The organism is Mariniblastus fucicola (assembly GCF_008087665.1).
Classification (GTDB): domain Bacteria; phylum Planctomycetota; class Planctomycetia; order Pirellulales; family Pirellulaceae; genus Mariniblastus; species Mariniblastus fucicola.
Genome location: NZ_CP042912.1, coordinates 1,475,887 through 1,499,910, shown reverse-complemented (window position 1 = coordinate 1,499,910; position 24,024 = coordinate 1,475,887). Strand labels below are relative to the sequence as shown.

Sequence of the window (24,024 nt, the reverse complement as noted above, 5' to 3'; positions counted from 1 at the left end):
AAAAAGCTTGGAAGGCGAATTTCGCCAACCAAATTGAGTCAACGGTAAGGCGTCTTATTTTATACCTTGTTTCAAAGGTTTCTTGACCACCAATTCACGTCAAAAGTGCAATTACGCGAGCCGCCACGCGCTCGTTTTGGCTAGCGAAAGGCTGATGTCTCTAACGATTTTCAGGTTCCCGCCTGGAACCGCTTCCGAAGCAATCTTCCTCAGGAAACAGACTCCGTTGCGCGTCGTTTTCGGACCGAATTGCTGGCATTTGGAAAATAAATCAGTTAAAACCGATTTCAATCGTGTCGCTCTCGACCGATGACCACCCCAAGACCGGAGACAGATATGCCAGGAATCCTGATCGTCGACGATACCGCTGTGGACCGCCGCCTCGCGGGTGGTCTTTTGGAGAACGACCCGTCGCTGGATGTTTCCTATGCCAAGGACGTCAGCGAGGCACTGCTCCAGATCTCGAATCGGTTGCCGGACCTCGTCGTGACCGATCTTCAGATGCCGGAGTACGACGGGCTGCATCTGGTCAATGAGATCAATGAAAAGTATCCCGAACTGCCGGTGGTCCTGATCACGGCTCACGGAAGCGAAAACATTGCCGCCCAGGCCCTTGCCAGCGGCGCCGCCAGCTATGTGCCGAAGTCGGATCTGGCGAACAGCCTCTACGAAACCGTGATGTATGTGCTGTCGCTCAGCCGCGCCCAATCGCGGAACATGAAGCTGATGAGCTGTGTTCAGAAAAGTGACTTTGAGTTTGTGCTCGACAATGACATCGAACTGATTGATCCGCTGATCGACATGATTCAGGAAATCGTCGGCTCCCTGGAGATCCTCGACCAGCGCTGTCAGGTTCAGCTGGGAGTCGCTCTCGAGAACGCTTTGACCAACGCCATGTTTCGCGGCAACCTCGCGATGTCGCGCGAACAGTTCCCGGTGCTTTCGCGGAATTTGATTGCTGAACGCTGCAAGGAAGAACCGTGGTGCGATCGTCGAGTGCACTTTTACGCGTTGATTACGCCCGAGAAAGTCGCCATCACGATTCGCGACGAAGGGGATGGCTTCGACACCAGCCAGCTCCCGGACGCTTCGAATCCGGAGAGCTTTCGAGATGGGATTGGCCGAGGCCTTGTGTTGATTCAGGCGTTTATGGACGAGGTCAATTTTTCCGACTCGGGGCGACTGCTGGAGATGTCCAAGTTCCGGCTCAACGCTCCGGCGACAACGCCGAAGTAGTTCGTTGGCCATCTCCTCACCGATCTGCGGGGATTGATGTCCAATGTGAATCAGAATTCAATTTGAAATATTGGTTGCTCGATACGATACAATCAGAGCAACGTTTCGTGACCTCTTATTGAGTGATGTCTGGGATTCCATGCGCTCCGCTGTTAAAAATTTCTTACTGGTGACCGTTTCTGTTTTAGCGATCCTGTTCTGCCATGCGACTGCTTCGGCACAAACCGAAGAAATGAAAGTTGCCGACAAAGTCGATGCACTTGTCGAGCAACTGCAGTCAGCCAGCTATGAGGAGCGAGACGAAGCGGAAAAGGAGATCCTGAAAATCGGCTCCGATGCTTTGGACTATATCGATGACCCGTCCGATCAATTTGAAGAAGATCTAAACAAACGACTGACTCGAGTTCGCAAACAGCTCGAACAGATTGCGATTGAAGAAACCATTTCTCCGTCGAAAATTACGATCTCCGGCGAAATGACTTTGAAGCAGGCCTTCGCGGAAGTGAAACGTCAATCCGGCAACGTGATCGCGCTCGGCGAAGGATACGATCCCGCGTTTCTCGAAAAGAAAATTACGCTCGACCTGACGGACGCTTCGTTCTGGGATACTTTCGTTGAGATCAAGACGAAAGGCGGACTTGATTCCAACACTTACGGTGGCGAGTTGGGACAGGCGACCGTTATTCCGCGTCCCGCCGCAGACCCTGCTCAAATCGACAAAGCGGTCACTTCGGTCCCGCCGCCAAGCGACGATTCAGGCATCTTTCGGATGAGAGTTTCCGGAGTATCCTCGGCAAGGAACCTGCTTCGCCCCGAACTCGACTACACCCGTGTTGACCTGGAAATTCAGTGGGAACCGAGGCTGACTCCGATCTCGATCGACATGCCGCTAAGCAAAGTCAAATTCCTGGATGCTGACGGCAATGAGTTGAAAGTTTCCAATCCGGATCAGGTTCTTTCGGGAGTTGTTCAACAGGGCATCAATCAGATCGAAATGTCGTTGACGCTTGAGAATGTGAATCGCGACGTCAAATCGATTGGAGACATTTCAGGACGACTCGAATGTATTTTGCCAGGTCGGCGAGAGAAATTTCGCTTTGCAGAACTTGGCTCTATCGAAGGCGAACCCAAAGTCAGCAAAGCAGGAGTCTCGGTTCAGTATCTTGGCTACGAACAAAACGAAGACCTATATGCCGTAAACCTTCGGGTCGCAATGGAGTCCAATGCAGAAGAGTTCGAATCGCATCTTGGCTGGTTGTATGACAATCCGCTGTTCCTGATCAACGATGCAGGGAAAAAGGAGCCGTCTATTGGTCATCAGGGTGGCGACCTTGATGAGCGTGGGGTTCAGATTCAATATTTCTTCGTTGAAGAGCCTGCCAATTTCGGTCTGCTTTATGAAAGCCCGGGCGCGATCGTTTCGGTCCCGGCTGATTTCAAACTCAAGGATATCCCATTGCCGTGATTCGACGATTCCTGATCGGATTGGCCATCTCCATTGTCTGCGTTGGCAGTTGCAACGATGCCTGGTGTTGCCAATCTTCAATCGCCGCCGTAGTCAACGATCAGGAGATTTCACTCAACGTCGTGCACTACTTTCTCGACCGTTCGTTGAAGCACTTGCCGCAAGCTGCAGATAGAGTGGATCGAAACGCGGATGTGGTTGGCGCTGGTGTCGAGCATTGCATTGACCGAGAAGTTATTCTGCAACACCTCCAGTCCGGCAGATTTAAAACGAGCGAAGACGAACTCGATCGGCGGGTTGAAGAACAGAAAGCCCGACTGGAACTTTCCGGAAAAAGTTTTGAGCAATTCCTGACCGACGCAAATCTCTCGGAAAAGGAGTTTCGACGCGAGTTGCTTTGGAACGCGTCCTGGCGAAAGTATGCCTCGACGTTTGTCACGGTCGACCACCTCGAAAAACAGTTCGAGCTAAAACGAAAATACCTCGACGGCACGACCCTTCACGTCGCACAAATTTTGTGGAAAAGCAGTGACGCGGAAACCATGCTCACGGCCCGCAAAGTTCACATGGCGCTGATTTCCGGCAAAATCGATTGGCCAACCGCAGTGACTGCTCATTCTGAATCCGCGTCGGCAACCAACGATGGCGACCTTGGCTCGATTTCATATTCAGGTCCGATGCCGCGGGACTTCACCAAGGTTGCTTTCGAACTTGAAGAAGGTGAATTTTCTGAGCCGTTTGTTTCGCCGTTCGGAATCCATCTGATTCGATGCGTGGAGATAACTCCCGGCAAGAAAACGTTCGAAGACGTCGCGGAGGAATTACGAGTCTTCGAAACGAATCGCCTTTCTCAGCTGGTTGCAGATCGTCATCGCCCCAAGGCAGACATCAAAATCGAAGTGCAGACTGACTTCAGCAAATAGCCATCGAGAACGATGCAACGCTTACTGCACGAGTGTGCATTTCGACTCTGTGCGACATTCATTCCCAAAAACATCACCGCTTTTTTGCTGCGTTCAGCGCTCACTTAAACTAAATCAACCTTGGAATGAGCAAAACTGGCTGACAAACCACCACCATTGGGGGAACGCAAGCCATTGATGTGCTAGCACTGCCGAGGCGGGTTTGAATCTTCAACGACCGAATCTACGTGCTCAATCGCACAATAGGGGCGTCCTCAATAACGTTTCATTGCAGCGAAGAGTTGAATAACCCTTAATCGCGCGAGCAGCTAAACTTTCTCTGTTCGAATGGCCGATTTCCAGTTATACCAAAGATCTTAATAATTTTTCACGGACGACAATTCAAGGCGGGCGGGCCCTGCCAAATCGAATATCGATCAACGGATCACTCGAACGGAATGGGAGCCTGTTCGCTCTGCCGGAGGCAGCAGCATGGGACAGATTTCACGAACACCAAGCCACCATTCACGTTTCGCATTTGCAATTCTTTGCAGTTGCATTCTCTTATCCTCCTCTCAAGCCAACGCTCAAGTCGGAAAGAATTCCGGGTTGTGGAAATGGACTCCAATCGCCGAGCATCATCACTCGATTGTTGAAATCCATTCCGCTGGCGGCGTTGGTACAGGTGTCGTTGTCGAAATCGACGAAACCAAACCGCTTAAAGGCGGCCACGAGGGCTACGTCTTGACGGCGTGGCATGTCGTTCAGGACGACAACGGAGAAGGACTTGTAAAAGTCAAATTTCGCAACGGAAAGCGAGCCAAAAAGTGCCGCATCGTTCACGCCGACGAACACAAGGATGTCGCCCTACTTTGGGTTTGGGTTCCGGACGGAGTCCCGGCATCGCCAGTCGCAACGGATTCGATCCAGGGCGGCGACGAGCTTGAGTTTGCCGGCCTCGGTGGCGGTTCAAACCTGAGTTGCTGCATTCGTCATTTTTCTGCAACCGCTTCAACGCCATCGAGCCTTGAGAAAATCTTCGCCGACGTGCCTTTGCTACCTGGCGATTCTGGCGGCCCCGTTTTCAACGAAAAGCATGAAGTTGTGGGCATCATTTCCGGCGGCTGGTTCTGGTTCAACAGCGGAATCACGACTCCGACTGGAACTTCGATTCGAACCACGTGGCCGGCACGAGCAAGTAACGTGGGGCCGCTGCAGACTTTGATTTCGAAGAAGAATGAAAAACTGGCTTCTACCGAAGCAGTCAACAAGAAGTTCTAATTGCTGCATCAAAACCTGAATTGAAAGTTTGTCGTCCCGCCTTCAGAAACGAATTCCTTGAGCTACGAATGCTGATGAGCGTTGGCTAAAGCCGGCACGACCAACTTGAAAGACAAACGCAGCGAGCAAACAAAAAAGCCGACCGGCATATCGGGCATATCGGTCGGCTTTTTCCATTGGGTGACGCAGCAAGAACGGCGTGAAATTTGCCCGCTTAAATCCCTGCCAACTCCATCGATTTCCGCACACGGTTGACGGCCAACATGAACGCAGCAGTACGCAAGCTGACGTTCGCGTTTTGCGATTCCTGCCAAACTTCCTCGAACGCAGCCGAAAGGATCGCATCCAACTGCTGACGGACTCGATTCAAATCCCAACTGTAGTACTGCCGGTTCTGCACCCACTCAAAATAGCTAACCGTGACACCGCCGGCATTGGCAAGCACATCCGGCAACACGGCGACGCCGCGCTCGAACAGAACTTCGTCCGCATCCGCGTCGACCGGACCGTTGGCTCCTTCGATGATAATCTTTGCCTTGATATCGTTGACGTTCTCCGAATGGATCACGCCGCCAAGAGCCGCCGGAATCAGCATCTCGCAATCGTGAATCAACAGCTCGTCGTTGCTGATCTTTTTCGCGCCGGAAAAACCTTCCAGCGTACGGTTCTCGATCACATGATGCAGTGCCGCGGGGATGTCGAGCCCGTCTTCATTGATATAGCCGCCGGAAACATCGCTGATGCCGATGATCTTGAACTCGGACTCATGCATAAACTTCGCAGCATGCGAACCCACGTTGCCAAAGCCCTGAATGATGACTCTGGTTTCTGGCGGACGATGCCCCAACCGCTTGAGCAACTTGAAAGCGAGGATACCTACCCCGCGACCGGTTGCCTCTTCGCGACCTTTGGCTCCGTAATCCTCGACCGGCTTGCCCGTGATGCAAGCCGGGTTGAACCCGTGGTATTTTTCCCACTGGTTGCGAATCCAGGCCATCGTTCTGGAATCCGTGCCCATGTCAGGCGCAGGAATGTCTTTGTCCGGTCCAATGATCTCGTGAATTTGGTCGATGAACTTTCGAGTGATGCGTTCCTTTTCTTTGACGCTCAACTCACGCGGGCTGACACAGATCCCGCCCTTGGCTCCGCCGTAAGGAATGTTGACGACGGCCGTTTTCCAGGTCATCAAAGAAGCCAACGCACGGACCTCATCAAGATCGACTTCGTGGTGGTACCGCAGTCCTCCCTTCATCGGGCCGCGAGCATTGTTATGCTGAACACGAAAGCCGACCAGGGTTTCAAGTCGACCGTCGTCCATCTCAACGGGAACCTCGACGGTGATCTCGCGACTGGGCATCATCATCAGCTTCCGCCACGAAGAATCGAGCTCCAATTGATCGGCAGCGCGATTAAAATAATGTTGGACAGTTTCAAAAGCATTCATGTGATGCTTGCGCGGAGTGTGGTCGTTCATCGTATTCCGAAGCTACGGGAGAAAGTCATCCGACGGCTCGCCAGACTGAGTGATTGACCTACAATAAGCGGTATATCCCGATGCGACAATCAGGCAGCGCGGCAATTTCGCACAATCACGCCACGCTCCAACCATCCTTCCTGCGGAACGCCTTCTGTTGATGATGCAGCCACCAAAAATTGGAATCGATCAGTTCTGGGACGTGCTCATTCAGAGCCGTCTGATTGCTCCTGCGGAACTGCAGCAGATCCGGGAAAAAGCAGCGACGATTACCAATTCTGAGGACGCTGAATCAATTGCGAATTGGCTTGTCAGGGAAAAAATTCTGACGCCTCTACAGACCAAAGTTCTCCTTGCCGGTCATTCGGGGCCGTTTGAGTTCGGTCGCTATCGCCTGGTCGGTGGTGACCCGCAGCGAAATGTCTGGATGGCCCGCGACCGAAAAACAACGCACCCGGTTTGGCTTCACTTTTTCGCAGGCGACACGCGGAAGGATCTTGCGCGATGGGATCAAGTCGAGGATCGAGCGGAAGCGCTTGCAAAAATCGAGCACCCAAATCTGGTTCGCGTTTATGAATCGGTCGTCACCCGTTCGCACCGTTTCCTGGCTACCGCCGTTGGCGGAAAAGATTCACTTGACGTAAAGATGCCGTTGAAGCGACGGCTGACCGAATCGCAGGCGATTGAAATTGTGCGCGACGTCGCGTCCGGCGTTGCTGAACTGGAAGCGAATGGACTGTCGCACGGATCTCTGAGTCTTGAGGCCGTTTATGCGAACGTCAAAGATGGAAGCACGCGACTGATGCCGCCCGTGGTCGCGACTCCGAATTCGCAGGCTCGTTCAGACGTCAACGCTCTCGGTCGTATGCTGTTCCGATTGCTGACCGGACGTGATGCTCCGGAACCAGAGAAACTTCTCAAAGTCGGGATGCACAAGTTCACTGAGAAGCTTGCCGAACGGAAACTCAGCCAAGAGATTGGCGAACTGGCTTATGAGTCGATGGTGGATGACGATTCGATGTCTGCAGACGCGTTCCTGAAACGTCTCGATGCCGTCGCCGGTGATTCCAAAAAGACTCAACCCCAGACCGCCGCGTCATCGACTGAATCAGCTTTTGTTGCTGGCCTGACTCCCTGGAAACAGTCGACACCTGTCGACGATGAAATTCCAGACCTTGCACCCGAAGACACAGATCGGATCTCGCCCAAGACACCGATCGCGAAACCGAAATGGCAGCTTCCGGTAGCGGCGACAGTCGGATTGACGTTACTTGGATTCGCGGCGTTGCTGGGCATCGGTGCGGTTCTGGCGAATCTGAAAAAGTTTGACACGCCGCGGTTTGCGACCAACGACGATGTTGAGGACACCGAACGGCTCGATCCTGAAATGGTCGCCGAAGCATCTGACGAATCCCCTGCGGAACCGAAGCGGAAAACGTTGGCCGAACTACTGGCCACGCAAAGCTACGTTCAGGAACTGATTGCCGACGATCAGGAAACTCTTTGGGAGTCGCCAACCACCGGGTTTCCGATCGACGTGAGCTCATTGCCGCCATCACCGAGAATGATCGCCGCAATCAACTGGCGTTCGATTTACGACAGCCCGACCGGAGTGCTTTCGTTGCGAGCGTTTGGGCCTCGCGTCGAAAGTCTGATTGCAAACTTTGAATCCCGGATCGGATTCCCGATGTCGGAAGTCGATTCGACAGTTATCTCAATGCACAGCAATCTCTCGTTTGAGTACGACTCGTTCGTCGTCGTTACATTGCAAACTCCAACTCCGCTTGATTCCTGTTTGCAGAATTGGGAGCAGCCATCTTTGATTCCCGGCATCGAGAACGCGTTTGAGCAGTCGTCTGGCGAGTCGCGATGGATCGCCAAAACGGATCCGGACACCGGAAACGTGGTCTCGTTTGTCGTTGGCCCAAGCGAACTGGTTCAACAAGTCGCTCAGGGCGAAGTCGCCGCGCTTTCGGGGACGCTGCGTCGCCTCGTCGGAAGCTCGGACAGGTCTCGCGACGCGAATTTTATCTTGCCGGTAATCTCGCTGTTCAACACCGAGGGGCAGAAGCTGTTCGCGGACTACAGAAAATGGATGAACGAGCTGCGCTTGACGCTGCCAGAGCCCGTGGTTGGTTTGGCGTTCAGTTTTCACCTCGACGACGGAGACTATGTTGAAGTTCGAGTCGATCATACGTCTGATCTCAAATCGAAGGTTGCCGCGGTGCTTATGCGGGATCGAATCGCATCCAAGCTTGAACAGGTGCAACTGTCGGTTCAGCAGCGGCAAGCGTTGCCGTTTTGGGAACCCGTTCGTGCCCGCTACGCTGCGATGCTCCGCGACCTTTCCAAACAGCTTCGCTGGGACGCTGAATTCGGAGAAGTCATTGGCAACGCGTGGCTTTCACCCGGAGCTTTACACAATCTGGCGGCTGGAACAGAATTGGCGATGGCGTTTGAGCCTGCCGAACGGTCGGTTGCCAGCGTTGCCGAAACTTCCGCGACTCCGCAAAATTTGGAGGAACTTTTGGCGACTCGACGCGATCTAACTATTGCCAACCCGCCTGACCTGAACGTCCTGTTGCGCAACATCCGGGAAGAGATTTCTGATCAGTACCTCGATTTACCTTTTGAGTTCAACATTCAAATCAACGGAACCGATTTGCAAAAAGATGGGATCACGCAAAACCAGCGTCCGGGACCGTTGCAGATCAAAGACAAATCGGTGTCCGAGATTCTTACGCAGGTCATGGTGTCAGCAAATCCGAACAAGGAAATCTCTGGACCGGCGGACGCGAACTGTAAGCTTGTGTGGGTCATCACGGAAGACCCTGAATCGCCAGGAAAGAAGTTCGTGCTGGTCACGACTCGTGCAGCGGCTGCACAAAAGGACTACGTTTTACCCGAAGTGTTTCGGGTTCAACCCTGAGCCCCAGTTATTCGCCGGAGTATAGATTGTGGAACCGTTTCAACTGCTTTGCCCAGGCTGCGCGTCAAAGCTAAAAGTCCGAAATCGTTCTGCCATCGGCCAGCGACTGGCCTGCCCGCGATGCCGCGAAATGATTCTGGTCGAAGCGCCTGAAGGTCACGACATTGGCGAATCGAAACTTGGTATGGCCAGTTTCGACGACATGGATCTTGATGCGTTGCTTGATAATCGAGCTCCAGCGTCACCGCCGAAGCCCAAAAAACCAGTGCAAGTTTCGGCAGAGATTCCTCGACCGAAACGGCCTACACAAAGGGCTCCCAACCAAAAACAACAGACACGTCCGAACCAACAGACGCCTTCGAACCCGAATCAACAGGCGAATCCGGAACTTGCTCCCGGCCAGGAATGGGTTAATCCAGCCACGAAAAAGAAACAACGGATGGTGCTGTTAACGATGGCAGCCATCGGAAGCCTGTTGGCAATCGGCGCGGTAACTTTTTTCCTGATCAACGGGTTCGGATCTGGCAACAATAACGTTGCGGAAGTTCCGGACGAGAATGTCGAACAGAACGACGATTTGAAAGCCGTAACTGACACCACGCCTGACGACACAGCTATCGCCGACGCTGACTCGGAAACAGATCCTCCGGCCGATGCCCCAGACATCACGACGCCAGACATTGACGAACCTGAAATTGTGATGCCGGAAATTGGTGATGCTCCTCCGATCATTGGAATTCCGGATACTCCGCCAGAAATCCCTGGCACCGAGGGAACTGATTCGCTCGCGGAAACCAAGCCTCCGATAGAAGGCTTTGACGATGACTCCGACCTTGGTGCGGGCGAAGAACCCGTCGCGAAACTTGTCGACCCAAACGCAAATTTGAATTCGATTCTGGCGGAATCGGGAACATCATTGCTTGAGATCCAAACCGCTGCTTCGAACATGCGAAGCGATTTGACGATCGGAACTCCCAAGTATTTTTTCGACAAAGTTGGCTTTGAAGACGCCGATCCGTCACGTCAAAAAGATCAGATCATTTTAGGCGTGAAGTTTGACCAGCAGCCTTTGCAAACCGTGCTTCACGAACTGGCCGCGATATCGGGTTTGCGTTTAACAATCGATGCACCGACGATCGCGGTTTCGGGAGCAGACGTCAATCCAAAAGTCTCGCTTCAGATTGAAAATGAATCCACTGGCACCGTCATTCGCAAGATCGCCGAATCCGTCGGCCTCGTTGCGATCGAGAGCGACCGAGGGTTCTGGATTACTGCCGCCAACAGCGAGGAATTTGAAACGGAGTCCATTGGCATCGCATTGATCATTGAAAACGAAGACGACGGCCACCAGCTGGTGCAATTGATTCGCCGTTTGATCTTTCCGGGAACCTGGACTGGCAACGTCCGCGAAGAAGATATAGACGGAACCGGTGATCCGAAAGGCAAAATCGAATTCGTAGCCGGAAAGTTGGAACTGAACCATTCCCCCGCAGCTATTCGCGAAGTGCAGAAACTGGTCGACGGTCTGAAAGCGCTAGCGCGAAACGATGTTGCGGCGAGTGAACTGCTTCAGCCCGTCCCCTGGATCAATTCTGGAAAGTTCGCGGCTGACTTTACGCCCACGAATTCGATTCGATTGCCGATCGGAAAGTTTTTCCGGAACTTGCGAGACAACAATGGTGTGCAACTGATCGCTGACTGGCACTCGCTCGGCAATGCTGGTTGGACCAGTGATTCGATGGCACCTGGTTGGATCGATGAAAGAACCGTTGGCGATGTCGTCAAGGAAACAGCTCACGGAATGGGAGCTTCCGTTTACATCGTCGACGAAGAAACGGTCTGGATTACTTCACAGGACGTCGCTGACAGCATCTTTCTGCTAAAGCTCTACCCGTTAGCAAAACTCGCGGATGGTCGGCTGACGACCGAACGGCTGGAGGCAATTTTGTCCGATTCGATTGGGGAACCGATGAGACGTCCTGGCGTGGCGTTTTTCGTACTCTCGAAGCAAAAACTGGTTGCCGTACGAGCACCTCAATTGCTACATCGGCAAGTTCGAGCAGTGTTACGGGAAATAGAGTAGCCCCAATTTCTGCCATCGAGGCTGCTTGTTCCTCATGGCCGGTAGATTCCGAAGTTACGCACGCTGGTTGCCGGAATAATGGCCACTGAGCTGGCTGCGTGCCCGCGGGAAAACGTAGCCTTCTGTTGGCTCGACGCCCAACGGTTTCGAATTAGAAACTTGGGCGTTGCCGTCGCGCTCACCCTGACCGTTTCCAGCATTCGTTCTTTCTCCATATCACAAACCCGCTCGCCTGGCATGAACATTCCAACCTCCCGACGATGGCGCATACTCGCGATTGATGACAATCCGTCGATCCATGAGGACTACAAGAAAGTTCTGATCCCGCGCAAAAGCCACGATGGATTGCGTGAAACTGAGGCGTTGCTGTTCGGTGAAGACTCCGCTGCAGCGCCGAAAGAACGATTCACCTACACGATCGATTCAGCGTTCCAGGGCCAGAATGGGCTTCAGATGGTCGCGGAAGCATCGGAGTCAGGCCGGCCTTATTCGGTGGCTTTGATCGATGTTCGCATGCCACCGGGGTGGGACGGAGTCGAAACTGCGCAACGCATTTGGGAAATCGCCCCCGACCTGCCGATCGTACTTTGCACCGCGTACTCGGATTACGGGTGGGAAGAGATCTCTGATCGACTGCCACGTTCCGACCAGCTTCTGATTTTGAAAAAGCCGTTTGAGCCATTTGAGCTTCGTCAGATCGTGGCATCGCAAGTTTCACGTTGGCATTTAAATCGACAGTCAAACCGCAGCCAGTTGCTTTCCGAAGCCATCATTGAACGGAGGACTCGGCAAATTGAATCGACGCAAGATCTGGTGTTCACGTCTCTGGCAAGACTGGCGGAGTCGCGTGATCCGGAAACGGGCGAGCATCTTGAGCGTATCGAGTTTTACACACGAATACTCGCAGAGCGACTTTTCGAGTCCGGTCCATATACGGACGTCCTGTCGCCGACTTATATCGACTATGTATCCCGTTCAAGCATTCTGCATGACATCGGTAAAGTTGGCATCCCTGACAATGTGCTGCTTAAACCGGGACGATTGACGGCCGAAGAGTTCGAGATAATGAAAACGCACGCTGCCATCGGCGCAGACGCACTTGATGATGCAGCGAACCGCTCGGAGTACTGCGACTTCCTTTCAACGGCTGCCGAAATCGCTCGCTACCATCATGAAAAATTTGACGGCAGTGGCTATCCGGAGCAACTGAAAGGGCAGAACATTCCACTGTCTGCACGAATCGTTGCCGTAGCGGACGTGTTTGATGCGCTTACTTCGGAACGAGTTTACAAACGCGCGATGTGCCCATTCAAAGCCAAAGAAATTATCGAATCGGAACGGGGCAATCATTTTGACCCGGCGATTGTCGATGCATTTCTGTACTGCTGGGATCGATTCCTGGAAATGGCCCTGGAGAATCAATCCAAAAACAAGCCTGCGGTAGAAACGGTCTCATCCTGATCACGGAGATTCGAGCGATGCAAACTCAATCAGCCAATCGTCCAACAGGGCAGGCATCGTCGTCGCGTCTTGAGGACGTCGACATTAGAATCCGTAACTTGCTGCAAAGGACCGAGGACCTGATTTACTTCAAGGATCTGAATTCGGTGATCACGCTGTGCAGCGACTCGATGACAGTGCGATTCACAGGTAGTTCGGATGAATCCATCGTCGGAAAATCGGACTTCGATTTCTTTGATCGAGAGTGCGCCGAGAAGTTCTTTGCCGACGAACAGGAAATTATTCGGACTGGCAAACCCATCTTTGGCGTCGTCCAGACTGAGCTGCGAGACGGCAAGACCGCGTGGGTTTCCTCGTCAAAGCTTCCGCTATTCGATGTCGAAGGCAAGATCATTGGCACTTTCGGAATCAGCCGCGATATCACCGCCCAGCGTGAGATGGAGTTGGAGCTTCACAAATCCAATCAAAAACTGGTCGACGCGTCGCGGCGGGCCGGGATGGCCGAGATTGCGACCAATGTTCTGCACAACGTCGGTAACGTCCTGACCAGTGTAAAGATTTCGGTGTCTCATTCAGGTGATCTTTGCGAGGGCTTTGCATTCGACAAAATCGAACGGGTCGCTGACTTGATTGAGCAACACGGAACCGACGAGGATTTCTTTGCACCAGAAAGCCGCGGCAGCCATATCCCTGAATTTCTCCGCCAACTGACGAAAAGTTTTGAAGCCGAACAGTCCAAGGTTCGAGCAGAACTGGCGAACTGTCGCCGCCACCTTGATCACATCAGCACCATCGTCGCTCAACAACAGGATTACGCAACCGCTTCCAAAGTCATCGAACGAGTCGACCTTTCGAAGCTTATCTCCGACGCGATTACGATGAGCAGTAGTTCTCTGGAAAACCACAACATCCGCGTTGTCCGTGATTTCGACGAAGGCTTGCTTGTAGAAACCGACAAACATCAGATTCTGCAAATCATTGTCAATCTGATTCGTAATGCAAAACACGCTTGCCTGGAGTCAGAATCTCTCCCCAAACAGATCATGATTTCGGCTTCGAACATCGGGCAGGATCGTTTTTCGATTCGCGTCTCGGACAACGGAATCGGCATTGCAAAAGAAAACATCCTTAAGCTCTTCACTTATGGCTTCACAACCCGCGATAAGGGAAAAGGTTTCGGTTTGCATAGCTGCGCCAATTCGGCTCGTGAGCTCGGAGGTTCGCTCGCTGTCAAGAGCGAAGGGCTTGGCAAAGGAGCCACATTTGTTCTCACCTTGCCCGGAAAGTTGAAGTAAACTGGGACTGAGTTTCCCATTACACAACTTCGACCCGGAACAGATAAACAATGAAATTCAGAGCTCTGCTGGCGGTACTACTCCCGCTCTCGATCGCACTCTCATTTCTATCCGCTGACTCTTCAGCTCAATCGAACCGCCGCGACAACGGCAAGTTCAACCAGCAGGACAAGTTCCGACAACTGGAGGAGATTCTACCGACTCCGGGAACGTTCCGAACGGCCTCCGGTGCTCCGGGACACGCGTACTGGCAACAGAAAGTAGACTACGAAATTTCGATCTCGCTCAACGACAACGACCAGACGTTGAGCGGATCCGAAAAGATCAGCTACACGAACAACAGCCCGGACAAACTCAAGTATCTCTGGCTGCAACTGGACGGAAACATTTTCCGACCCGATTCTGCTGCGAACCGGGGCCGCGCCGCGACTCGATTTGGCCGTGGCACGCTGAGCTTCGATCGGATTCCGATGGGGACGATGCAAAGCCTGATGGCGAAGGAAGTTTTTGACGGTGGATTCAACATCACAACGTGCAAAGACGTCCAGGCGAACAAAGAACTGAAACATACGATCGTCGACACGATGATGCGAGTCGACCTGCCTGCTCCGCTATCCAATGGCGAGACGTTTGAGTTCCAGGTCGATTGGAATTATGAGCTCAACAACAGCAAACTTATTCGCGGCCGCGCGGGCTGTGAACTTTTTGAGGAAGATGGAAATTACATCTACGAAGTCGCCCAATGGTTTCCGCGACTCTGTGCATACACCGACACGACGGGTTGGCAGCACAAGCAGTTTTTGGGTTCGGGCGAGTTCACTCTGGAACTAGGCGACTATGTGGTGCGGATCACATCACCGGCAGACCATATTGTCGCTTCGACAGGTGTGCTGCTTAACCCGGACGAAGTCTTGACTGACGAACAGCGAGAGCGACTGAAGGAAGCTGAAAGCACCGAAAAGCCGATGTTCATCGTGACTCCGGAAGAAGCCCGGGCAAACGAATCGAGCAAGTCAGAAGAAACGAAAACATGGATCTTTAAAGCGGATCAGGTGCGCGATTTCGCGTGGGCGTCGTCGCGAAAGTTCATCTGGGATGCGATGCAGCACAATCTTGGCGACAAACCTGTGATGGCGATGTCGTACTATCCAAACGAAGGCGAACCGCTCTGGAGCAAGTATTCGACTCATTCGATCATCCATACACTAAACGTTTATTCGCGCTACACTTTCGACTATCCGTATCCGGTTGCAATCTCGGTCAACGGTCCCGTCGGCGGCATGGAGTATCCAATGATATGCTTCAACGGTCCCCGTCCGGAAAAAGATGGCACGTACTCGGCTCGAACCAAGTACGGTTTGATTTCGGTCATCATCCACGAAGTCGGCCACAACTACTTTCCGATGATCGTGAACAGCGATGAACGACAGTGGACCTGGATGGATGAAGGACTGAACACTTTTCTGCAATATTTGGCGGAACAGGAGTGGGAAGAAAACTATCCGTCGCGACGAGGCGAACCGAACGACATCGTCAGCTATATGAGGAGCAACAATCAGGTTCCGATCATGACGAACTCGGAATCGATTCTACAGTTTGGCCCAAATGGATATTCCAAACCGGCGACGGCACTGAACATTCTTCGCGAGACGATTCTCGGCCGGGAACTGTTTGATTTCGCCTTCAAAGAGTACGCTCAACGTTGGAAGTTCAAGCGTCCAATGCCGGCTGACTTTTTCCGCTCTATGGAGGATGCCTCCGGGGTCGATTTGGACTGGTTCTGGCGAGGCTGGTTTTACTCGACCGATCATGTTGATATCGCCGTAACCGGAGTTCGCCAACTCAACGTCAGCACTGGTGATCCGGAAATTGAGAAAGGGCTTAAGAGAGAACAACGGGACAATGAACCCGAGACGCTTTCGAAGCAACGGAACAAAGAGTTGACCAAGCGGGCTGATGAGTATCCAGAGCTGAATGATTTCTACAATGAGTTCGACCCGTTGGACGTGACGGATGCGGACCGCGAGTCATACGAGAGATTTATTGAAAGCCTGGACGACGAACAGAAAAAATTGCTGGAGGACAAACGTCACTTCTACCTCATCGACTTTGCCAACGTAGGCGGTTTGGTCATGCCTATCATCTTCGACGCAGAGTTCGAAGATGGCAGCAAGCAACGTTTTCACGTGCCGGCTGAAATCTGGACACGTGACAACGAAAAGGTGACACGAATGGTGATCACGGAAAAGCCAATCGCGAAAGTTACGTTGGATCCGCAGTTGGAAACCGCAGATGTCGATTTGTCGAACAACTATTTCCCGCCGCAGATCGTAAAGTCGCGTTTCGAACTCTTCAAGGATTCGAGAAGTCGCAGCAACGAGATGCAAAAGGCAAACGCGGCCAATAAGAAGGCTGATGAGAAGTCGAAAGAAGCATCTGAGGATGAAGAAGAAGAGGAAGAAAACGAAAGCGAGGACGAATGATGATTCGTGCTAACACATTGGCGGCCTTGCTGATTGCCACGCTCGTTTTTACGAGCAATGTGGCGATTGCCTCGCACCCGTTTCATGTCTCGCGAGCTGAGATCGAGTACAACGCGAAGCGACAGACTTTTGAAGTGTCGCTCTGCGTCTGGCCCGAAGACCTTGTGCTGGCTGTGTCGAAAATGGAGAAGCGGACAATCGACATTGATGCTGAATCTGAATCCAGCCGCGATGAATTGTTTAACCGCTACGTGGCGAAGACATTTCGTTTCTTCCCTCAGACAGGCGACGAACAGGAGCAATCTGTTGCTGCAAAAATCCGCTGGGTTGGATCCGAACTGGAGATCAAACAGGGATGGCTGTACTTTGAAGTCGATGCAAAGACTTCGGCGACAGACTGGTCCATTGAAAATCGAATGTTTTTTGAGCTTAATGATGATCAATTGAATCAGGTGCAAATTCGGCACGGCAAAGCGATGGAATCGTTGACTCTTTCAGCCAACCAGATTTCCGCAGAGTGGTCTCGCGAGCGGAAAGCAACGGCAAAGCGCAGCGATAACGAATAGCGTTGCACGAACGTGTCCAGCGGCCCAATGGCTCGAAACATCGGCGTTTTCCGGTGTTTCGAGCTGTTACTTCTGCTTCTATTGCCTGTTTGCGAAGGCAGTGCATTAATTGCGGCGTTAAGTTTTCACTGCGCTATCGATTTGCACTGCCATGTCATCAAACTCAAACCGAAAAAATGATCAGGAAACCGACAGCCGTCTGCCGACCGGCGAATGGAATGGTTTCTATCTTGAAGCTCACCGCAGCGGCCGCGGATGGATGAGCATGTATCTTGAATTTGCCAATGGACGAATCCAGGGCGAAGGCACGGATTACGTTGGCCCATGGGTAGCGACCGGCAGTTATGACCTCGACACCGGTCTCTGCTCATGGATCAAACAGTATCTTGGTTTGCATCGCGTGATGTACTCGGGCAAGCTGTCTGAAGATGGCATCCGCGGCGATTGGCAAATCAAATCGTCCTCGGGACGGTTCCACATCTGGCCACGATGCATGAATCACACCAACGAGCTATACCTGAAAAAGGACATGGACTTGCCAATGAACGGCTCGTTCAACGATTCATTTTCCGATTCGCTGAGCGAGCAACTGCAACCTGAACTGGCCTGATGGGTGCAGGCCCAAGTTCGCGAAAGCATCCGCAGTAAAGTCATTCGCAATAGTGCCACGCAATAGAGCCATTCGCAAGCAACCGCGTGGTGTGTGGCTCACGGAATGGTCGGGCTGGCTTTGACGAACCGCTAACTCACCAGCGTGGCCGAATGTTTCTCGCCGCAGCTTGAGATAATCCGGTTGCAAACATCGTCAGCCTGCTCGCCAGTCAGCGTCGAATCTTTGGATCGCAACACGACCGAAAGCAACAGTCGCTTTTTCGCCTCGCCATCCTTCTTCGGATCGCGGAACGTTTCCCGGTACAGAATCGATTCCACCAACTCCCCGCCGGCTTCTCGAACAGTGCCCTCGAGATCCAGCCAGTGAACGCTGTCCTCGACGATGAAGTTGAAATCGCGAGCCATCGGAGGGAACGGGCTCTGGTCCTCATGCTGCGGAATCAGAATCGCAAGCTCCTCCAGCACAGCCAAATCGATTTCGGCAACTGTGGCGCCGCTTCGCAGACCGTACAGTTTTCGGCCCGACTTCGAGACTTCACCGAGGAAGCCAAGTCGCTTGCCGGCAACTTCCAGCGTTCCGCGACGACTCACGTCAAATAAATCCAGCTCACACTTGCTGACCGAAACACTTTGCATCGGATCGACGCGACGAACGATCGCTTCGACCATCCCTTTAAGCGTGTAATAGTCCTTGCCTGTCACAATCGCCAACATTGTCGGCTGGTAAGGAATCGGCTCTCCGGCGACGGGAAGATAAACCTTGGCCGTTTCGAAAAGATCAATGTCCTGGTTTGAACGGGCTTCATTGATGCGACGCGCTTCCAAAAGACTTGGCACCAAAGAGCGACGAAGCAAATTTACCGTACCGATGTTCTGACTGGCTTTCTCCAACACGCCCAGCATCGGTTGGCTACTTCGAATCGCCGGCTGATCCGTCCACGGGCTGAACGAATCCGACCACTTGCCAGGAATCAGGCTGGGGCAAAGTGCCTCGTTGAATCCACCGGCGGTCAGCACGTCGCGAACTTTGTCCAGCACGCGATCCGTTTTCTGTTTGAACGACGCCGCCATTGGGACTGCCGCGTCATCAGGAACGTTTTCGAAGCCATAGATGCGTCCAACTTCTTCGACGAGGTCGACTTCTCGAGTCAAATCGTTGCGCCACGACGGAGCAACAACGGTCACTTGCTCGCGGTCCGATTCTTTGACCTCCATACCGAGTTCGGCCAAAACTTTCGCGGAGAAATCAGCCGGGATTTCGATGCCGAGCACGCGTTTGAGTTGCGATAGTCGCAGCGTAATCGTCGGAGGCGTCTTGGGCCGATCGCCGACATCGACGACGCCTTCGAGCAGCACGCCGCCGGCCGTTTCGAGGATCAGTTCACAGCAACGTCGACTGGCCCAGTCAAGCTGCGCTGAATCAACGTCGCGTTCGAAGCGGAAAGAAGACGGACTCTGCAAGTTCAACGACCGCGCGGTGCGGCGAACGGAAAGCTGATTGAAGTAAGCCGCCTCGACCAGAATTTCAGTCGTCGCATCCGAGATCTCAGAATCGACTCCTCCCATCACGCCGCCGAGTGCCAGAGCATTGTCTGCATCGGCGATGACGCACATCTGCTCATCCAGCTTGTACGTTTTGTGATCGATCGCAGGGAACTCTTCCTTGTCACCAGCATTGCGAACGATGATCTTGCCATCCTTGATTTTTTCGAAGTCGAACGCGTGTAAAGGCTGACCGCACTCGAACATCACGTAGTTCGTACAGTCGACAACGTTGTTGATCGATTCGCAACCGACCGCCTTGAGTCGTTTCTGCATCCAATCCGGACTCGGGCCGATCTTCGCGCCGTGGATCAAACGCGCAGTGTAGCGATAGCAATGCGGCGACTGGATTTCGACCTGGCAATAGTCCGCCGCGCTGCGGTCCGTGACTGCCGGTTGCGGATCGGGAGTGTTCAGAGGTAACTCAAACAGCACGCTGATCTCTCGTGCCACGCCAAGATGCCCGAGACAATCAGGACGGTTGCTGGTGACCTCAAGGTCAATCGCTTTATCGCCATCAACATCTTCGGTGCCTTCATGGTTGAGCCCTGACATGGTCAACCGATCGACCAGTTCGTCGTGACTCATTTTCAGATCAACGTATTGGCTCAGCCATTCCCAGGAGACAATCATTTTGGTTTTCGTTTGGAGTTCGGAGTGTGGTTGCCAAGGTGCATTTGATCGCACGCAGCTCGCTTACGCGTTTTGGATGTGAACTAGAACTGACGCAAGAATCGGACGTCGTTCGTGAACAGGTAGCGGATGTCGGTGATCTTGTGGCGGATCATGCACAAGCGTTCGATGCCGAGTCCAAACGCAAATCCACTGACGGATTCCGTGTCGTAGCCAACCGCGGCAAGAACGTTCGGATCCACGATACCAGCCCCGCCGAACTCAACCCATTTCCCGTTCCAGTAGTAATCCGCTTCGACGCTCGGTTCGGTGAATGGAAAGAAGGAAGGGCGAATTCGAATCTTCACGTCGCCGCCAAGGTAGCTATTGGCGAACAATCGCAAAACGGTTTTCAGGTCTGCCAAAGTCACATTTTCGTCGACCATCAAACCTTCCATTTGATGGAACATCGGATAGTGCGACCAGTCTGGCGTGTCCGGACGATAGACGCGACCCAGCGAGAAAATCCTGACCGGCGGCTTCGTCGTTTCCATCACACGAATCTGCACGGTGCTGGTTTGACTCCGCAACAACAAAGGATTCTCATCGTCCAACTCTTTACCGATTGAGTCTGCCTGGTTTTGGGCAGTGCGAAGATAAAAGTTATCCAGTGGATCGCGAGCCGGATGCGAAGACGGAATGTTGAGTGCCTTGAAGTTGTGATAGTCGTCTTCGACTTCCGGGCCTTCAGCGTGTGTGAACCCGAGCCGACCCATGATGTCTTTGAGCTCGTTAATCGTTTGCGTGATCGGGTGAAGATTCCCCATCCGAAACTGAGTCCCTGGCAGTGTCGGATCGAAAGTCGGATCAGCGACTTCGCCGTCGGCGCCCGTGCCCAATCGGGATTTGGCAGCATCGAAAGCATCGGTGATCGCGGACTTGGTCGCGTTGAGTTCTTTGCCAGCTGCCGGCTTGTCGGCGTTGTCGACTTTGCCAAGCGACTTCTGAATCGTCTTCAGTCGCCCTTTTTTTGCGCCCAGAAATTCAATACGTGCAGCGTCAAGGTCGTCGCCAGAGGAAGCTGAACCGAAAGCCGTTTTGGCGTCTTCGACCAGCTGTTTTAAATCGCCGACAAATTGTTCGAGTGACATGGCTGTGTTTTGTTAGGTTGTTTTTCAACGGTTCGAAGCCGTCGTAGAAAGCAGTCGTTCGAGTCGATCGGTCTTCCGACCGCAGATCATAACCCGAAGCGGGAACGAGGAACTAGTCGATTGTAAAAGCGGAAATGAACACGCTGCTGAAATTCAAATATTAAGTCTGCGTGTGCATTCTCAGGTGGATGCAAAGCAAGGCGTTTCGTTGTCGGTTGGCGAGGCTTCAACACTTCATTCGGGCCGCGCGGTTCCAATTCGACAATAAAAAAACGGGACAGCCGCAGGTAGGCTGTCCCGTTTTCAATAACTTCAAATGTTGCGTCGCACTAAGCCGCGATCGCCTTTTTCGCGGCATCGACGATCGTGTCAAAACCGGTCGGATCGCAGATCGCGATTTCCGAAAGCGATTTGCGATCAAGTTCGATGCCAGCCTTGGTCAGGCCGTTCATGAACTGGCTGTAGTTGATCCCACGCATGCGGCAGGCGGCGTTGATACGCGTGATCCACAATCGGCGGAAGCTACGCTTCTTGACTTTGCGGTCGCGATAGGCGAACACGCCAGCACGAACAATGGTTTCCTTCGCGGTGCGGGTCAGATTCTGACGACCGCCGCGATAGCCTTTGGTTTTTTTGAACAGGCGACGTTTCGCCTTGGTGCGAGCTGCACCTTTCCTCGTACGCATTTAATTTTCCTTTCGCCAGTGAGGCCTCGCAAGTTTTCGCGTGCGAAGTTTGTGCCCCAGCAGAGCAAACAGATTTCAAGTGAATTAGTTAGTAGCTGTACTTGCCCAGAGCCGCCTTTACAGACGCTTCCATGCACGTTGCCAGAACGCGCGTGCCACGCAAGTTACGTTTCCGCTTTTGCGAAACGCGAACATTGCGGTGACTGGTACCCGAAGCACGGTGCAAGATCTTACCAGTTGCGGTGATCTTGAAACGCTTTTTCGTACCCTTATGGGTCTTCATTTTGTTGGCCGTCATGAGACTTCCACTTACCTATATAGAGTCGTGGCTCTACTGAGCCCAAATTTCGAATTCGAGATTCTAGGGCCATCTGCCCCATTGTTAAAGGGCTTTTTCGGATATGAATCCACGTTTTCCCCGTCAAAAATGCGAATTTCGCCCCATTTCAGCCGGATTCGATTCGTTGAATCGGTCGACGGCTGCGTTTGGTCCAATTTCGCAAGAAGACCAAACGCCACCCCCACTCTCAGGCAGAGAAATCATACATTTTCCACGTATAATCCACAAAAACAGTACCCGCCGATCTACGCGGAGCTGACCGTGAACCAATACAGCCCAAGTACGGATTTTGCCGCTGCGTCCACGTGCGAGAACATCTCACCGGTCGTCGTCGCCGATTTCATCTTCATACCGCAATGTTTCAACAGCTGATCTGGCTTGGACACCCCGTAGGTAAACGTTTCTCCCAGATCTGACATTCGCTTCAGAAACGCAGACACATTGGGCTCGTCAGCCGTTCCATCGATCGCCGACTGATTGACGAAATCAACCCACAGACGGCTCTCGGGATGCTTCATCAACGATCGAACGGATTCAACCATCGAAGTGTTGACCAATTGGTCAAAATACATCGAACAGCCTTCAAAGATAAAAAGAGTAGCCAAATTCGGATCGAAATTTTCGCAAGCCGAAAGTTTCGCCGCGACATCATCGGTCAGAAAATTTGCAGCGACCGGCGTTCGATCAACTTCTTCCCAGCCATCGATTTCGCGACAGACCCGTTCCCGCTCGCCCAGCATTTCCGGCAAGTCAACTTCGAAGTATCTGAACCCATGACCGCGAAAACCATTGCGAAACGGTCGCATATCCAGTCCAGCGCCCAGCATAACAATCTGCTGCAACCCTGGAATCGCACGAGTCGTTTGATCGATGCTCATCGTTCTGGCCATCACCATGTCGGCGAGCTGCGGAAGCGCCACATTCATCTTCTCAGCCAGCAACATTCCGTGCGGACCGGCGGCTGTCGCTGCATGAGCGCAGTCGATCCGAGGCCCTTTGTAGAAACTTCCGCTTCGATCACCATGGCTGCGAGCTCGAACTCCGGCAATCATTCTCGCCGACGCCTTGGCTTTCGCATTGAGCAACGTCGACGTTTCGGCGGGACCGGACATTAACTGGATCGTAGGCTGGGCAAAGTATTTCAGCTCTGCTTCGGCAACCTTCTGTCCGTTGGTTTCGAACTCAATCGGCAACGAGACCAGGACACGTTTCCCGCTGGCGTATCGATCGACAATTTTCTTCGCAAGGTCGTCCGGCACGCGGCAACGTCCTGTCATATGCCCTGTACTTGGCTTGACGTATTTTACATTCATCGATGCCAGCCAAAGCGAAGCTGACTCTTCTGCGCGACATTGATGAATCCCGGCCAGCGGAACGCCTCGCAGCAACGAAGTCAAAGCCATGCCGCCGGTGTAGTCAGCCGACAGCGAAATCAAAGCCGCCTGATGCGTTCCGTGTTGATTGGTCGTCGCATGATTCAGTGGCAAGACGGTTTCGCAATAGCCAGGTTCGACCCTCGTGATCTTCCACTGAGTTGCCTCTAGCACAGGCACGGCTTTGTACAACAGCCGATTCATTAGCTCCGGATTGGAGCGACTTCGATAATCTTCTTCCCAGCTAACAATTTTTCTTTCAGGTATGCGTGTCGTATTCATCTAACTAGCCCCATTTCGATTTAAAAAGCGTCAATCACAAACGTCATTTCTCGGCGAATCGTTCTCATTCTTTGGCGGGTCAACAGAAAGATTCCACATTTGGCTAAAGTCTCAAGCTGCCCTGAATTCATCGTGCCCTGGTTACGGGATAACCCTCGAATGTGTTTCCGCTGAGGCAAACTTTCAGGATGTACACTTCGAAGATTGGGGCGATGAGAACGCGACGTCCCAAGCCAACCTTTGGCTTTCCG

At 52.8% G+C, this 24,024-nt stretch carries 17 protein-coding genes; 11 read left to right on the top strand and 6 right to left on the bottom strand.

What is annotated here, in order from left to right:
• Positions 1-336: 336 nt before the first annotated feature.
• The 4 genes from MFFC18_RS05430 to MFFC18_RS05415 all read left to right on the top strand — a co-directional run bounded on the left by MFFC18_RS05430 (position 337) and on the right by MFFC18_RS05415 (position 4,884).
• Entirely contained in the window at positions 337-1,236 is a 900-nt protein-coding gene (locus MFFC18_RS05430; RefSeq protein WP_075081712.1) for an ATP-binding response regulator, read from the top strand.
• 139 nt (positions 1,237-1,375) lie between these two features.
• Positions 1,376-2,701 carry a hypothetical protein gene (locus MFFC18_RS05425; RefSeq protein WP_148618662.1) on the top strand — a complete coding sequence of 442 codons (1,326 nt, stop codon included), beginning with the start codon at positions 1,376-1,378 and terminating at the stop codon, positions 2,699-2,701.
• The gene (locus tag MFFC18_RS05420; protein ID WP_075081714.1) at positions 2,698-3,624 is read left to right on the top strand and encodes a peptidylprolyl isomerase; all 927 of its coding nucleotides are present in this window, start codon (positions 2,698-2,700) and stop codon (positions 3,622-3,624) included. Before MFFC18_RS05425 ends, MFFC18_RS05420 begins: the two co-directional genes overlap by 4 nt.
• A gap of 471 nt (positions 3,625-4,095) precedes the next feature.
• Positions 4,096-4,884, top strand: coding sequence for a S1 family peptidase (locus MFFC18_RS05415; RefSeq protein WP_084416697.1), 789 nt, complete (start codon positions 4,096-4,098; stop codon positions 4,882-4,884).
• 214 nt (positions 4,885-5,098) lie between these two features.
• On the opposite strand, the gene MFFC18_RS05410 is transcribed toward MFFC18_RS05415, so the two are convergent.
• Positions 5,099-6,358, bottom strand: a complete 1,260-nt coding sequence (locus tag MFFC18_RS05410; protein WP_238381117.1) for a Glu/Leu/Phe/Val family dehydrogenase — start codon at positions 6,356-6,358, stop codon at positions 5,099-5,101.
• A 160-nt stretch (positions 6,359-6,518) separates the two neighbouring features.
• Here MFFC18_RS05410 and MFFC18_RS05405 point away from each other — a divergent pair, with 160 nt between their 5' ends.
• From MFFC18_RS05405 to MFFC18_RS05375, 7 genes are all read left to right on the top strand, one after another.
• Positions 6,519-9,287, top strand: a complete 2,769-nt coding sequence (locus MFFC18_RS05405) for a protein kinase (RefSeq protein ID WP_075081716.1) — start codon at positions 6,519-6,521, stop codon at positions 9,285-9,287.
• Positions 9,288-9,315: 28 nt separating this feature from the next.
• Positions 9,316-11,370 (top strand): hypothetical protein, encoded by a 2,055-nt coding sequence (locus tag MFFC18_RS05400; protein WP_075081717.1) that lies wholly within the window; start codon positions 9,316-9,318, stop codon positions 11,368-11,370.
• Positions 11,371-11,607: 237 nt separating this feature from the next.
• Positions 11,608-12,831: an HD domain-containing phosphohydrolase gene (locus tag MFFC18_RS05395; RefSeq protein WP_075081719.1), complete on the top strand. Its 1,224-nt coding sequence runs from the start codon at positions 11,608-11,610 to the stop codon at positions 12,829-12,831.
• Between the two features lie 17 nt (positions 12,832-12,848).
• Positions 12,849-14,126 carry an ATP-binding protein gene (locus MFFC18_RS05390; protein ID WP_075081720.1) on the top strand — a complete coding sequence of 426 codons (1,278 nt, stop codon included), beginning with the start codon at positions 12,849-12,851 and terminating at the stop codon, positions 14,124-14,126.
• A 50-nt stretch (positions 14,127-14,176) separates the two neighbouring features.
• Complete coding sequence (locus MFFC18_RS05385; protein ID WP_075081721.1) at positions 14,177-16,609, top strand: M1 family metallopeptidase; 2,433 nt, start codon at positions 14,177-14,179, stop codon at positions 16,607-16,609.
• Positions 16,609-17,175: a DUF6702 family protein gene (locus MFFC18_RS05380; RefSeq protein WP_148618661.1), complete on the top strand. Its 567-nt coding sequence runs from the start codon at positions 16,609-16,611 to the stop codon at positions 17,173-17,175. The genes MFFC18_RS05385 and MFFC18_RS05380 overlap by 1 nt, the downstream gene beginning before the upstream one ends.
• A gap of 151 nt (positions 17,176-17,326) precedes the next feature.
• Positions 17,327-17,785, top strand: a complete 459-nt coding sequence (locus MFFC18_RS05375; protein WP_075081723.1) for a hypothetical protein — start codon at positions 17,327-17,329, stop codon at positions 17,783-17,785.
• Between the two features lie 131 nt (positions 17,786-17,916).
• On the opposite strand, the gene pheT is transcribed toward MFFC18_RS05375, so the two are convergent.
• The 5 genes from pheT to MFFC18_RS05350 form a co-directional block, all read right to left on the bottom strand.
• Positions 17,917-19,962 (bottom strand): phenylalanine--tRNA ligase subunit beta, encoded by a 2,046-nt coding sequence (gene pheT / locus MFFC18_RS05370; protein WP_075081724.1) that lies wholly within the window; start codon positions 19,960-19,962, stop codon positions 17,917-17,919.
• An 83-nt stretch (positions 19,963-20,045) separates the two neighbouring features.
• Entirely contained in the window at positions 20,046-21,092 is a 1,047-nt protein-coding gene (gene pheS, locus MFFC18_RS05365) for a phenylalanine--tRNA ligase subunit alpha (protein ID WP_075081725.1), read from the bottom strand.
• A 329-nt stretch (positions 21,093-21,421) separates the two neighbouring features.
• Complete coding sequence (gene rplT / locus MFFC18_RS05360) at positions 21,422-21,778, bottom strand: 50S ribosomal protein L20 (protein ID WP_075081726.1); 357 nt, start codon at positions 21,776-21,778, stop codon at positions 21,422-21,424.
• Between the two features lie 88 nt (positions 21,779-21,866).
• The gene (rpmI, locus tag MFFC18_RS05355) at positions 21,867-22,061 is read right to left on the bottom strand and encodes a 50S ribosomal protein L35 (protein WP_238381118.1); all 195 of its coding nucleotides are present in this window, start codon (positions 22,059-22,061) and stop codon (positions 21,867-21,869) included.
• 302 nt (positions 22,062-22,363) lie between these two features.
• Entirely contained in the window at positions 22,364-23,773 is a 1,410-nt protein-coding gene (locus tag MFFC18_RS05350) for a class I SAM-dependent methyltransferase (protein WP_075081728.1), read from the bottom strand.
• Between the last annotated feature and the right edge of the window lie 251 nt (positions 23,774-24,024).

Bases quoted from the DNA above. Each gene is read 5' to 3' on its own strand.
- MFFC18_RS05430 (WP_075081712.1), top strand. From the start codon at position 337: ATGCCAGGAATCCTGATCGTCGACGATACCGCTGTGGACCGCCGCCTC.
- MFFC18_RS05425 (WP_148618662.1), top strand. From the start codon at position 1,376: ATGCGCTCCGCTGTTAAAAATTTCTTACTGGTGACCGTTTCTGTTTTA.
- MFFC18_RS05405 (WP_075081716.1), top strand. From the start codon at position 6,519: ATGATGCAGCCACCAAAAATTGGAATCGATCAGTTCTGGGACGTGCTC.
- pheT (WP_075081724.1), bottom strand. From the start codon at position 19,962: ATGATTGTCTCCTGGGAATGGCTGAGCCAATACGTTGATCTGAAAATG.
- MFFC18_RS05375 (WP_075081723.1), top strand. From the start codon at position 17,327: ATGTCATCAAACTCAAACCGAAAAAATGATCAGGAAACCGACAGCCGT.
- MFFC18_RS05390 (WP_075081720.1), top strand. From the start codon at position 12,849: ATGCAAACTCAATCAGCCAATCGTCCAACAGGGCAGGCATCGTCGTCG.
- MFFC18_RS05415 (WP_084416697.1), top strand. From the start codon at position 4,096: ATGGGACAGATTTCACGAACACCAAGCCACCATTCACGTTTCGCATTT.
- MFFC18_RS05380 (WP_148618661.1), top strand. From the start codon at position 16,609: ATGATTCGTGCTAACACATTGGCGGCCTTGCTGATTGCCACGCTCGTT.
- MFFC18_RS05350 (WP_075081728.1), bottom strand. From the start codon at position 23,773: ATGAATACGACACGCATACCTGAAAGAAAAATTGTTAGCTGGGAAGAA.
- MFFC18_RS05395 (WP_075081719.1), top strand. From the start codon at position 11,608: ATGAACATTCCAACCTCCCGACGATGGCGCATACTCGCGATTGATGAC.
- MFFC18_RS05385 (WP_075081721.1), top strand. From the start codon at position 14,177: ATGAAATTCAGAGCTCTGCTGGCGGTACTACTCCCGCTCTCGATCGCA.
- MFFC18_RS05410 (WP_238381117.1), bottom strand. From the start codon at position 6,358: ATGAACGACCACACTCCGCGCAAGCATCACATGAATGCTTTTGAAACT.
- pheS (WP_075081725.1), bottom strand. From the start codon at position 21,092: ATGTCACTCGAACAATTTGTCGGCGATTTAAAACAGCTGGTCGAAGAC.
- rplT (WP_075081726.1), bottom strand. From the start codon at position 21,778: ATGCGTACGAGGAAAGGTGCAGCTCGCACCAAGGCGAAACGTCGCCTG.
- rpmI (WP_238381118.1), bottom strand. From the start codon at position 22,061: ATGAAGACCCATAAGGGTACGAAAAAGCGTTTCAAGATCACCGCAACT.